The sequence below is a fragment of the Aliidiomarina halalkaliphila genome, assembly GCF_007096385.1.
In the GTDB taxonomy this organism is placed as follows: domain Bacteria; phylum Pseudomonadota; class Gammaproteobacteria; order Enterobacterales; family Alteromonadaceae; genus Aliidiomarina; species Aliidiomarina halalkaliphila.
Genome location: NZ_VJWL01000001.1, coordinates 1,211,488 through 1,224,121, shown reverse-complemented (window position 1 = coordinate 1,224,121; position 12,634 = coordinate 1,211,488). Strand labels below are relative to the sequence as shown.

Sequence of the window (12,634 nt, the reverse complement as noted above, 5' to 3'; positions counted from 1 at the left end):
ATGCCAGCGTTTTCTTACGAGGCCTTAGATCAACAAGGTCGGAAAAAACAAGGGGTGCTGGAAGCCGACACCGAGCGTCAGATTCGACAAATGTTGCGGGAGCAGGGATTGTTCCCCGTCAGTGTTGAGTCAGCAGGTGATCAAGAAAAAGGCATCTCCTCCCAGCGCAAATCCATATTTCAGCGCCGTGTGAGTACCCACGATTTAGCCTTAATTACCCGGCAATTAGCCACATTAGTGGCCGCCGCCCTTCCTATTGAACAAGCATTGCTCGCTGTGGCAGAGCAAACCGATCGTCCGCGACTAAAGCGAATGCTGATGTCTGTGCGCAGTAAAGTCGTTGAGGGTTATAGTTTGGCGGAAGGTATGCGCGATTTCCCTGCGATATTCGACGACCTATACTGCGCAATGGTGGCATCGGGCGAAAAATCAGGGCATCTCGACGAAGTACTCAATCGATTAGCCGATTATACGGAACAACGGCAGGCTCTGAAGAGTCAAATTACTCAGGCGGCGGTGTATCCATTGGTATTAACCTTGGTTGCCATGGGTGTCGTCGGCTTTTTACTGGCAGTAGTCGTACCGCAAGTTATTGAACAATTTGATGATATTGGTCAAGAGCTGCCATTGGTGACGCGCATTCTTATCGGTGTGAGCGAATGGTTACAGAGCTACGGTTTGTATCTATTGATAGGCCTCACGCTGGCGTTCATGCTGTGGCTGCGCCTCCTCAAGAATGAAAAATTCCGCTATCAGGTCGATAAACGTCTGCTTTACATGCCATTTATTGGCACCATTGTGCGCAGTGTAAATACCTCTCGATTTGCTCGCACATTGAGCATTCTAACAGCCTCGGCGGTGCCCTTGTTAGAAGGGTTGCGCATTACCGCGTCGGTGTTGGGTAACCTGCGCATGCGCGAAGTTGTTGAAGATGCAGCGGATCGCGTGCGCGAAGGTACCAGCTTACGAGCGGCGCTGGGGCCAAGTAAATTATTTCCACCAATGATGCTGCATATGATTGCATCCGGTGAAAAAAGTGGAGAACTGGAGCAAATGCTCCGCCGTTGTGCCGATAATCAAGATACGGAATTTGCGGCCACGGTTAATATTAGTTTGAAGATCTTTGAGCCCTTATTGATTGTTGTCATGGCAGTCGTGGTGCTCTTTATTGTACTTGCCATTATCTTACCGATATTGGCGCTTAATCAGTTAGCAGGTATGTAATTATGATATTCACGCAGAAACGACAATCAGGTTTCAGCATGATCGAACTCATGGTTGTGTTGGTGATTCTGGGAATTCTGGCCACACTAGTGGTGCCGCAAGTGTTTTCACAGCGGGATCAGGCGGATCGGCAAAAGGCGATTTCCGACCTCACGGCTCTTGAAAATGCGATGGAAATGTACCGCTTGGACAACGGCGTTTACCCAACGACAGAACAAGGAATTGAGGCCCTCGTGGTACCACCACAAATGGAACCGCGCCCGCGCAATTATCGGGAAGGCGGATATATCCGTCGTTTGCCGACAGATCCATGGGGCAACGACTATCGCTTGTTAAGCCCTGGCCAATATGGTCGTTACGATATTTTCAGCATGGGGCCTGACGGACAACCCGGTACCGAAGATGATATCGGCACGTGGAATATGCACGATCGACCGCAACAGCAATGAACCACACAGGTCGCATTCAAGCTCAGCGCACGAGCGGCTTCACGCTAATCGAAGTGATGCTGCTCATCGTTATTTTGAGTGTGGCCAGTATGTATATCATTCTTACCATCCCCACACGGGTGTTGTCGGATAGCGCACAAGATGCCAGCGAGAAGTTTGTGCTGCAAATGCATCATGCGCGTGAACAGGCGATGTTACGCAACCATGTCTACGGCATTGAGTTTAAAGACGATAAGTACACCTTCTACCGTTGGCATAATGAAAACTGGGTCGAATTAGTGCAGCCACCACTTGTTGAAACGCGGGTGTCTGAGCACGTGGATTTAGATTTTGAACCCGGCGATTTTCGAATCCTCGATAATATGACCGAAGGGCGCGATACCGTTTTTGGCCGAGATGTTCGGCGAGCGTCAAGTGACGATGAAGAACCTCCACGGCCCAACGTATTAATTTTTGAAAGCACTGAGTTTGTGCCCTTTCGGTTGCGCTTTACTGCCCACGATCCAAACGAACGTAGTTTCGTGATCGATGGGCGCAGCGGCATTCAAATTGAACGAGAGGAAGTGGAGGGGTGGCAATGAGAACCCCCCGTGGCTTTACTTTAATCGAAGTTATGGTGGCGCTGGCCTTGTTTGCAGTGGGCGCACTGGCGGCTGTTCAGTTGGCCAGTGAAACCACCCGCAGCGCCTCGATTCTGGAGGACCGTTACTTTGCCAGCTTGGTGGCGAGTAACCGTATGGCGGAAGTACATGCGCAAGCGCGTTGGAACACGTGGCCGCCGCGTGATGAAGCCAGTGGTCAAGTGGAGCTGGCCAACCGCACTTGGTACTGGCAGCAACAGGTGGTGGCAACGGTTACGGAAGATCTGCAAGAAGTGACTATTCGCGTCAGTCTATCGGACAATGGTCCGGTGGTCGCTGAAGTGAGTGGATTTGTGGGACGACGCTAATGCAGAACTCGCCAAATCGCTCACAAGGATTTACTTTTATTGAAGTGTTGGTCGCTATTTCTATCTTTGCGATTATCGGGTTAGCGTCTGCCACCATTTTTACTCAAATGAATCGGTCGTCAGAAATTAGTGAAGTGCGACACCAGCGCTTGAGTGAACTGCAATTTGCCTTCCTTATGCTGGATCGCGATGTGCGGCAAATGGTAATCAGACCGGTACGGGCAGTTCCGGAAGAAAGCCGCCAGTACTATGTCACCAATAGTCGTGACTTAACCGACTCAGATAGCGGTGGCCTTGCTTTTGTGCGAGCTGGCTGGAGTAACCCTGGAATGATGCTTCCTCGAGGCGAATTACAGCCCGTGGTGTATCGGGTTCGCGATAATGTGCTGCAGCGCTTACATCGCCCGTTTGTAGACGACACCAGTGGAGATACGGCCGTGCAGCAGCTGCTTACTGGCGTAGAGTCCCTCGAGGTGCTGTTTTATCACCAAGCGGATGAAAGCGACCGTTGGCAAACACCACACTCACTACCGGATATTGTGATTGTACGTATTACGCTGGAAGATTTTGGTACGGTTGAACGTTGGTTATTGACCTCTGGGGTAAAACCGGAGGAGATTCCATGATGCGTAAACAGCAAGGTTCAGCCATTATTATGGTGATGCTTATCATTGCGTTGATCGCGGTTATGGCAGTGCAAATGAGTGAGCGGTTACGCTTACAAATTGCGCGCATCGCCGGCACTGATTTTGCCGAGCAAGCCTATTGGCATTGGCTAAGTGCGGAAGCATTAGCACGGCAAGTGCTAACGGCCGAATTAGAGGCCGCTGATTTTCGGGCGCATTTAGGTCAGAACTGGGCAACCGAGCAGGGGCCTTTCCCGGTGCGAGGTGGTGTCATTGGCGGGCGTATCCGCGATTTGCACAGTTGCTTTAATTTGAACAGTTTATTTAATGGCGAAGGTAATGAGCAGCGCTTTAGCGTGGCGGTGGACCAATATCAAAGTTTGTTGAGTGCCTTGGAATTTGATGAATTTACCAGTGAACGACTCACCGCAACTTTGATTGATTGGTTGGATAAGGATTCAGAATTGCACAATTCATTCGGGGCGGAAGACCCCGATTATGAATCTATGCCGCAGCCTTATCAGGCCGCAAATACCTTATTGAGCCACCGTTCTGAACTGCGCCAAATTATTGGGTACACGCAGGAAGTGTACGAAACATTACGCCCCTTTGTGTGCGTTATTCCGGCCAGTACGGAGTTCTCAATGAACCTGAACACAGTGAAGGCGGAGCATCCAGAGTTGGTACAAGCGTTCTTTCGAGGACAGCTCGACCGGAATGCCGCGGAAGGGTTGTTAAGTGCTCGGCCAGATGAGGGCTTTGAGTCAGTAGATGCGATACGTCAGCAGCCGGAAATTCAAAACTTGCTGTCGGACGACCAAACCGTGAGCGAACTAGAATTGCTCACCGTAGAAAGTAAGTATTTTGAGTTGCAGGCGCATGTGCAATATGGTGATCTTGAGTATTACGGTTTTAGCCAGATGCTAGTAGCCGGAGGCGACGTGCATATTTTGCACCGGTCGCGCGGAGGATATGTACGCGATGAGTGAACAATTAATAATTCGATTGCCAGCGGATCAACAAGCGCCCGTGAGTTGGCTCATATGGAGCCTGGCTCAGAAGGAGCTACTGGCCAGCGGTGAGGTACTCATCGCGGATCTAAATGAGCTTGCTGAGAAGGCAAAAAACCGCCATGTATTGGCTTTTGCCAGTACCTTAGCCGTGGGCATGCATCAGTTACACCTGCCGGTTAAGTCACGTCGTCAACTCGGGCAGGTTATTCCCTTTGCCCTTGAAGATGAGCTCGCTGAAGATATTGAGGCACTGCATTTTGCGTGGCCGGATAACGTGCTAAAGGATGATCCTATTCCTGTGGCCGTAGTGGCGCACGAACAGATGAGTCAGTGGTTGGATATGTTGGCCACTGCAGGACTAACAGTGAACGAGCTCTATCCGGATGTTTATCTTCTCCCTTTCGTTGAGCAAGAATGGGCGATGACCCAGTTTGGATCAGAGTGGGTATTACGCACAGGCGCTTGGCAAGGCACGGCCCTAGATGTGGATTTATTGCCGCATTTTGCACCAGACGAAGTGATGGGTGAACCGATCCGAATTCGTGCCTATGGTGATACCCAATGGGCGGCTGCGCCGGCACCTGTGGAAGACGCAGGACCTGCGTTGCCCTTAGAGTTAGCGGCAGAGTTTAATCGAGCTGGCGCTATTAATTTGCTGCAAGGCAACTATCGTGTTCAGCATGCCTCCAACTTCTCATTGCAGAAATTTAAGTTTCCGGCGATTGCGGCTGGGATATGCTTTGCCGTTTTGCTAGCCAATCAGTGGGTCACTGCGGTGCAACTGGAACGGGAAACACGTGCACTGTCTGAGCAAACGAATGCCCTGTATTTGGCGACCTTCCCCAATGAAACGCGCGTGCAAGATCCGGTGCGTCAAATGGACGCTCACGTTCGCAGCATACGCGGGCCTCAGGCAGGTAATGTGTTGCATCTGCTGCAACAGCTGGAGCCAGCGTTTACGGCCGCTCCGTTGCAACTGACGATGATGCAGTACGATGCCAGTCGCGGCGAATTGCGCTTACAAGCAAACGGCGAGAATTTCGATATGTTTGAACGCTTTGCTCGTGCAGCGCGTGAGCAAAATCTCGATGTGAATCAAGGGCAGTTAACTAGCCGTGCAGGGCAAATTAACGGCACTATTTTAGTACGGAGCGGCTCATGAAAGCAGTGACCAATGCCTTCGCCCCTGTTTGGGCGAAAATTCAGCCGTTTACCACCAAGTATCAGGCTCAGTTGCAACAACGCTGGCAGCGCTTGCAGGTGCGTGAACAACGCATGTTACAAGTGTTGGCGGCGTTTCTAGCAATCTTTATCCTTTGGTTTTTTATTTGGATGCCGCTGCAAACGCGAGTGGCGGTGGCGGAGCAACGTTTGCAAAGCCAGCAAACCATGTTTCAGCGGGTTGCCACCGGAGCGGCTCAAATTGAAGCGGCGCGGGCTACTGATCAGCGCCAACAAACGAGTCTTTCCGCGAATCAATTATCGGGATTTATCAATACCCAAGCATCAGAACTCGATATCGAAATATCTCGCGTGCAACCGCAACAAGACTCGCTTATTCTCACCTTTAATGAAGTTGAGTTCGATGCCTTAGTGATACTTATCGCCCGCTTAGTCGAGCGAGGCGTGATCATCGAGAATCTAGATGCGTCAGAAACAAATGATGTTGGGATTGTACGCGTACGCAGATTGCAGGTACGCGCCCAGTAAACACGATGGGGTGAGATAGCCACGCCAGATAGAAAAGGAAGAGTCGTCGTACATGATGCAACAACTAAAACGAAAGCGTGTCCTTATACCGTTGCTTCTAGGGATTTATCTCGTGGCCTTGCTAGCGCTGATGCCAGCACGGGTTGTACTGTGGTTTGCACCTCTCCCGCAGGAGGTGGCTGTCGGTGGTATTTCCGGCACCATTTGGAATGGCACGATCGCGCGAGTGCGGGTGGATAACGTGGCGCTTAATGATGTGAGTTGGCGCGTACGCGCATGGGATTTATTGCGTTTGCGAGTCACCGCGGATCTTGATATTCCGGCGCGTCAAGACAATGTACTCCAAGGCAATGGGCGCATTAGTGTTACTTCCGGCGGTGCCCTTGCCATACATAACTTACGTTTGGCGGGTGAACTCGATGAGTTAATGGGGCTAATGCCATTTGATAGTCCTATTCCGTTACGCGGAGCACTTACTGCGAATGTGTCTGAGTTTGTGCTAGGCCAGCCGATTTGTCAGCAGTTTGACGGACGTATCATCGGCGTGCAGCTGCAAGCGCGTTTGGCACAAGGTTGGGATAGTTTAGGCGACTATGAAGTGAACCTTGGATGCAGTGAAGGCCGTATTGATGTACTTATGGAGCCGGATAATCTGCTAGGTCTCAGCGTTACCGGTTCGGTTGCGCCAACGAGTACTGAGTTACGTATCGGTATTGCCCCGCAACCGGGTGCTCCACGTGGCATTAATGATTTACTACAATGGTTGGGCGAGGCCGATGCACAAGGTCGCAGATACTTTAACTTTCGCCTTTAATCACCCTTTAAAAATTTCAAAATCAGAAGGAACGACATATGACAGAACTTCTTGATTGGTTTGCGGAAAACCAAGAATCGATATTTTTCTTTGCCGGTAAAGTGGTGGTTGCACTTGTTATCATTATCGGTGGTTTTATCTTGGCCCGTGCGCTGGCTAATACCTTGGTTCGCCGGCTGGATAAAAGCAATATCGACAATGCCGTTGTTTCATTTATGGCCGGCATTATCCGCACCATTATTATTATTGCGGCGTTGCTGATGGCGTTGTCGCATGTCGGTGTGCAAACCACGTCCTTTATCGCCATTTTGGGTGCTGCCGGTTTAGCCATTGGTTTGGCATTGCAGGGGTCGTTGTCGAATTTCGCTTCGGGCGTATTAATTATGATCTATCGTCCGTTCAAGTCGGGCGATTATGTCGACGCAGGTGGCACCGCGGGGACGGTACAGCGCATTGAGTTATTTACTACGATTTTCAAAACCCCAGATAACAAACTGGTGATCGTGCCAAACTCGAAAATCACTGGCAGCGAAATCACTAACTTTTCTGAGGAACCGACCCGTCGAGTGGATATGGTGATTGGCGTGTCTTACAGCGCCGATTTAAAGAAAACCAAAGAAGTGCTGATGGACGTCATTACGTCGGACGAGCGTACTTTGGAAGATCCAGCACCGCGGGTAGCGGTTACAGCATTGAATGATTCCTCGGTGGATTTCATTGTGCGCCCCTGGGTAAAAAGCGCCGATTATTGGCCCATGTACTGGGACTCTATGGAGCGGATTAAGAACGCGCTGGATGAGAACGGCATTGGCATTCCATTCCCACAAATGGATGTACATTTACATCACCCGGATGGTGCCGCAGGCAAACTTCGCGTGGTGCAGCAGCACGTCGATAAACTCGATGATAAGAAAGAAAGTTAAACAAACACCCCATGCCGTAATCGCTATTTTTTAATAGCGGTTACGGTACTGGTGACTTCCCCTTCGGCAAAGCGCGTGCGCAGTTCATCGCCCTGATTGAGGGCCTCTGCCTTCCTTACAATCGAACCATCTGCAGCAAAAGTAATGGTATAACCCCGTTGTAAGGTATTGAGAGGGCTGACAATACCGAGCGCCTGCTGGCAGGCATGAAAACGTGCGTTAGCTTTTTGCAATTGATGTAACAATGCTTGCCGCACTTGTTTCATACCTTGATTGTGCAGCCCCTGTTGGGTTTGAATCTGTTTGAGTAGGTGCCCTTTTTGCACATGTTCAGCAGCGTTGAACCAGCGCTGTTTATTGTGCTTGAGTGCCCGCTGCAGCGCTCGCTGAGCGCGTTGGTTAAGGTCATCCAATTGTTGCGCTTGGCTATGTAAACGTTGTTGCGGATTTAACGGTTGTAAACGTTGCCTTAAATGATGCAGTTGCACTTGCTGGCGCTGTGCTTGGTGTTGCCACGCCCGCTGTAGCCGTTGATCAATCAGTGCTAAATGGCGTTTCACTTCCCCTTGATCCTGACTTACCAATTCTGCTGCCGCCGAAGGGGTAGGAGCACGAACGTCCGCCACAAAATCAGCAATAGTGAAATCGATTTCATGGCCCACCGCACTAATGGTGGGAATCGGGCACACGGAAATGGCACGGGCTAAGGTTTCGTCGTTAAAGCACCACATATCTTCAAGGGAACCACCACCGCGAGTCAGTAATAAGGCATCCACTTCGTTACGACGCTGCGCAGTAGCCAAAGCCCGTAGCAACTGTGTGGCCGCTTCAGCGCCCTGCACTTGAGCAGGGTAGATAATAATTCTGAGATTGGGATCGCGGCGTTTTAGCACTGAGAGCACGTCACGGATAGCCGCACCGGTCGGCGAAGTAATCACCCCCAGTGTTCGAATGCGCTCCGGTAAGGGTTTCTTTCGTTCCGGTGCAAACAGGCCTTCTGCCGCCAATTGCCGCTTCAGGGCTTCGTATTGTTGCTGCAACAGGCCTTCACCGGCCGGTTCCAGATGGTCGACGATAAGTTGGTAGTCGCCTCGGGGCTCATACAAACTAATGCGGGCTCGCACCATCACCTGCATACCATTTCCCGGACGCTGATTATTCGGTAAGCGCACGCGCATATTATTGCCACGAAACATTGCCGCGCGGATCTGCGCTTGTTCATCTTTTAAGGTGAAATACCAATGGCCTGAACCCGGCGCGGAGAAATTAGAAATTTCCCCCACCAACCAGATGGAACTCCAGTTGCTTTCCAGTAAGCGCCTAACCGCACGATTTAACGCGGAAACAGTAAGAACGTTGCGCGTACTTTCCTGAGAGCCATCTGAGGTCGTATCATTGCCGTAAAACATGTGCGATATCCTGAATTTAGGTGGGACGCAGCCGAGCACCTAGATGATGAAATGCGTGCGAGCCTAAGCGGGAAGAAACACCCACGCATGCAGATAGCGAATATTTTAGTTTACTGGAAGGGCATAGATGAGTAAAATACCGCCGCAACATTGATCCAGTCATTCACCTCTAGCGAGAGATGTTGCCATGCTACGAATTGCTCAAGAAGCCCTTACCTTTGATGACGTTTTGCTCCTGCCAGGCCACTCGACTGTGCTGCCGCATACAGCGAAACTAAATACTCGATTAACTAAAAGCATCACGCTCAACATCCCTTTGGTTTCCGCTGCGATGGATACCGTGACTGAAGCCGATCTCGCCATTGCCCTTGCGCAAGAAGGCGGCATGGGATTTATCCACAAAAACATGAGTATTAGTGACCAAGCGTCTCATGTGCGTCGCGTGAAGAAATACGAGAGCGGTATTGTCTCGGATCCGGTCACTGTCACGTCGAAAACCACTTTAAAACAAGTCAAAGCCATTGCTGCAGAGCACGGATTTCATGGTTTCCCAGTGGTTGATAATGGCCGCTTAGTGGGCATAGTGACAGGTCGCGATACCCGCTTCGAAGAGTCAGGTAACACCTATGTTGCCGATGTGATGACGCCTGAAGAGCGTTTGATCACCGTTCGTGAGAACACCTCCAGCAAAGAAATTTTAGCCCTTATGCACAAACACCGTATCGAAAAAATACTGGTGGTGAACGACAAGCATGAATTGCTGGGTATGATCACCCTGAAAGATTTTGAAAAAGCCGCGAACAAGCCAAATGCCTGTAAAGACGATCAAGGCCGATTACGTGTTGGTGCCGCCGTAGGCGTGGGCGCGGGTACCGAAGAGCGTATTGCTGCTTTGGTAGAAGCCGGCGTTGATGTCGTGCTTATCGATACCTCCCATGGTCACTCAGAAGGGGTACTGGAGCGCGTACGTTGGACCCGCAAGCACTTCCCAGATATTCAGATTATCGGCGGTAACGTGGCGACTGCAGAAGGTGCGGTGGCACTGGCAGATGCCGGCGTAGATGCGGTGAAAGTAGGCATCGGCCCAGGCTCTATTTGTACCACACGTATTGTTACCGGTTGTGGCGTGCCGCAGATTACCGCGATTTCCAATGCAGTTGCTGGCCTTGAAGGCCGCGACATCCCCGTTATTGCCGACGGTGGCGTGCGCTTCTCAGGCGATATTGCCAAAGCCTTGGCTGCAGGCGCAAGCTGCGTGATGGTCGGTAGTATGTTAGCAGGCACCGAAGAGTCACCAGGCGAAGTCGAACTGTACCAAGGCCGCTATTACAAATCGTATCGCGGCATGGGCTCCCTCGGCGCCATGAACCAGAGTCATGGTTCATCAGATCGATATTTCCAAGCGTCAAACCAAGCGGAAAAACTGGTTCCTGAAGGGATTGAAGGGCGCGTTGCCTATAAAGGACCGATTGCCAATATCATCCATCAGCAGATGGGTGGCTTACGTTCTGCCATGGGTCTTACCGGTTCGCCAGATATCGATACCCTACGCACCAAACCGCAGTTCATTAAAGTAACTGCAGCAGGTATGGGCGAATCGCATGTACACGACGTGCAAATCACCAAAGAAGCACCTAACTACCGGATGGGTTAAACACCGACATGACACAAGATATTCATCAGCATCGTATTCTCATTCTCGATTTCGGTTCACAATATACCCAGCTGATTGCTCGGCGTATTCGTGAAATTGGCGTGTACTGTGAACTTTGGGCCTGGGACGTCGATGCAGACGATATTAAAGCCTTTAACCCGGATGGCATTATCTTATCCGGCGGCCCTGAAAGCGTGGTTGAAGCCAACTCACCGCGCGCTCCAGAATACGTATTTGAAGCCGGCGTACCCGTATTTGGTGTCTGTTACGGCATGCAAACCATGGCCGCGCAATTAGGTGGAGCCGTACAAGGTTCCAACCTGCGTGAGTTTGGTTATGCGCGGGTCGAACAAATTGCCGATTGTCCATTGTTTAAAAACATTGAAGACGGCATCAGCGAACAGAATTTGCCACTACTTGATGTGTGGATGAGCCATGGTGATAAAGTCAGTGAAATTCCCGAAGGCTTTATTACCGTTGCCCGTACCGAAACCTGTCCTCATGCGGCCATGGCCAATGAAGAGAAACGTTTCTACGGTGTGCAATTCCACCCCGAAGTGACCCACACCCGCCAGGGTTTGCGGATGCTCGAGCATTTTGTGCTGGATATCTGTCAGTGTGAGCGACTCTGGACCCCAGGCGCTATTATTGAAGACGCCATTGAGCGCATTCGCGAGCAAGTAGGCACCGGTAAAGTATTACTCGGCCTGTCCGGTGGTGTTGATTCATCGGTGACCGCCATGTTGCTGCACCGCGCCATTGGCCCACAGCTCACCTGCGTATTCGTGGATAACGGTTTGTTGCGACTGAACGAAGCTGAACAAGTGATGGAAATGTTCGGTGATCATTACGGACTCAACATCATTAAAGTCGATGCCGAAGAGCGCTTCTTATCCGCTTTACACGGTATCGATGAACCAGAAGCGAAACGCAAAGCCATCGGCCGCGTGTTTATCGAAGTTTTCGACGAAGAAGCCCACAAGCTCACCGAAGTTGATTGGCTGGCACAAGGCACTATCTACCCAGACGTCATCGAATCTGCTGGCTCAAAAACCGGTAAAGCCCACGTTATCAAGTCCCACCACAATGTCGGCGGCTTGCCTGCAGATATGAAAATGGGTCTTGTTGAGCCATTGCGCGAATTGTTTAAAGATGAAGTGCGCAAAATTGGCCTCGAGCTAGGCTTACCTTACGACATGCTTTATCGCCACCCATTCCCAGGCCCAGGCCTTGGTGTGCGGGTACTTGGCGAAGTAAAAAAAGAGTACTGCGATTTGTTACGCCGCGCCGATGCGATTTTTATCGAAGAATTGCGTAAAGCCGACATGTACCACAAAGTCAGTCAAGCCTTTGCCGTATTTCTCCCTGTTCGCTCGGTTGGCGTGATGGGTGATGCGCGCAAATACGATTGGGTTGTTTCGTTGCGGGCCGTGGAAACCATCGACTTTATGACCGCTCACTGGGCTCACTTGCCTTATGAACTCTTAGGGCGCGTATCGAATCGGATTATTAACGAGATCGATGGGATTTCCCGCGTGGTGTATGACATAAGCGGGAAGCCACCAGCCACCATCGAATGGGAGTAGAGCTGGCTTGTCAGAAAGCCTCTATGGCTGCGTTATAATTAAAGCTCAATCGGTCACGTACTTCGTGTACGCTCCCTCAATCGCTTCAATTATGCCTTGCCCTAGAGGTTTCTGCCCGCGCTTCTGGGGCTGGGTGAGCTGGCTTGTCCGGCATCACCACTAGCTGCGTTATAACTCGGAGTTTCTGCCCACGCTTGTAGTATTGATTTTATGTAGCCAACGCACTTGCGTTGGCTTTTTTATTGCGAAGTTGGGGCTCTGGGGGTGGGATAGGGAT

The 12,634-nt window shown here is 50.9% G+C and carries 13 protein-coding genes; 12 read left to right on the top strand and 1 reads right to left on the bottom strand.

The window, feature by feature from the left end; translation table 11 throughout:
* Genes gspF through FM042_RS05600 form a run of 10 tightly spaced genes read left to right on the top strand, consistent with a single transcriptional unit; the run spans nt 1 to nt 7,708 of the window.
* Nucleotides 1–1,224: a type II secretion system inner membrane protein GspF gene (gene gspF, locus FM042_RS05645; RefSeq protein ID WP_143235167.1), complete on the top strand. Its 1,224-nt coding sequence runs from the start codon at nt 1–3 to the stop codon at nt 1,222–1,224.
* Nucleotides 1,225–1,226: 2 nt separating this feature from the next.
* Entirely contained in the window at nt 1,227–1,673 is a 447-nt protein-coding gene (gspG, locus tag FM042_RS05640; protein WP_143235164.1) for a type II secretion system major pseudopilin GspG, read from the top strand.
* Nucleotides 1,670–2,254, top strand: coding sequence for a GspH/FimT family pseudopilin (locus FM042_RS05635; RefSeq protein ID WP_143235162.1), 585 nt, complete (start codon nt 1,670–1,672; stop codon nt 2,252–2,254). Before gspG ends, FM042_RS05635 begins: the two co-directional genes overlap by 4 nt.
* Nucleotides 2,251–2,622, top strand: a complete 372-nt coding sequence (gene gspI / locus FM042_RS05630; protein WP_143235160.1) for a type II secretion system minor pseudopilin GspI — start codon at nt 2,251–2,253, stop codon at nt 2,620–2,622. The genes FM042_RS05635 and gspI overlap by 4 nt, the downstream gene beginning before the upstream one ends.
* Nucleotides 2,622–3,248, top strand: coding sequence for a type II secretion system minor pseudopilin GspJ (gene gspJ, locus FM042_RS05625; protein ID WP_143235158.1), 627 nt, complete (start codon nt 2,622–2,624; stop codon nt 3,246–3,248). The genes gspI and gspJ overlap by 1 nt, the downstream gene beginning before the upstream one ends.
* Complete coding sequence (gene gspK, locus FM042_RS05620) at nt 3,245–4,237, top strand: type II secretion system minor pseudopilin GspK (RefSeq protein ID WP_143235156.1); 993 nt, start codon at nt 3,245–3,247, stop codon at nt 4,235–4,237. The genes gspJ and gspK overlap by 4 nt, the downstream gene beginning before the upstream one ends.
* Nucleotides 4,230–5,423 carry a type II secretion system protein GspL gene (gene gspL / locus FM042_RS05615; RefSeq protein ID WP_185960712.1) on the top strand — a complete coding sequence of 398 codons (1,194 nt, stop codon included), beginning with the start codon at nt 4,230–4,232 and terminating at the stop codon, nt 5,421–5,423. The genes gspK and gspL overlap by 8 nt, the downstream gene beginning before the upstream one ends.
* On the top strand, nt 5,420–5,971 hold the full coding sequence (gene gspM, locus FM042_RS05610; protein WP_143235152.1) for a type II secretion system protein GspM: 552 nt from the start codon (nt 5,420–5,422) through the stop codon (nt 5,969–5,971). Before gspL ends, gspM begins: the two co-directional genes overlap by 4 nt.
* A gap of 52 nt (nt 5,972–6,023) precedes the next feature.
* Complete coding sequence (locus FM042_RS05605) at nt 6,024–6,785, top strand: type II secretion system protein N (protein WP_143235150.1); 762 nt, start codon at nt 6,024–6,026, stop codon at nt 6,783–6,785.
* Nucleotides 6,786–6,823: 38 nt separating this feature from the next.
* Complete coding sequence (locus FM042_RS05600) at nt 6,824–7,708, top strand: mechanosensitive ion channel domain-containing protein (RefSeq protein WP_143235148.1); 885 nt, start codon at nt 6,824–6,826, stop codon at nt 7,706–7,708.
* A gap of 23 nt (nt 7,709–7,731) precedes the next feature.
* On the opposite strand, the gene xseA is transcribed toward FM042_RS05600, so the two are convergent.
* Nucleotides 7,732–9,117, bottom strand: a complete 1,386-nt coding sequence (gene xseA, locus FM042_RS05595; RefSeq protein WP_143235146.1) for an exodeoxyribonuclease VII large subunit — start codon at nt 9,115–9,117, stop codon at nt 7,732–7,734.
* A gap of 187 nt (nt 9,118–9,304) precedes the next feature.
* Here xseA and guaB point away from each other — a divergent pair, with 187 nt between their 5' ends.
* Both guaB and guaA read left to right on the top strand, forming a co-directional pair.
* Entirely contained in the window at nt 9,305–10,771 is a 1,467-nt protein-coding gene (gene guaB / locus FM042_RS05590; RefSeq protein ID WP_143235145.1) for an IMP dehydrogenase, read from the top strand.
* Between the two features lie 8 nt (nt 10,772–10,779).
* Nucleotides 10,780–12,357: a glutamine-hydrolyzing GMP synthase gene (gene guaA / locus FM042_RS05585; RefSeq protein ID WP_143235144.1), complete on the top strand. Its 1,578-nt coding sequence runs from the start codon at nt 10,780–10,782 to the stop codon at nt 12,355–12,357.
* Nucleotides 12,358–12,634: the final 277 nt, after the last annotated feature.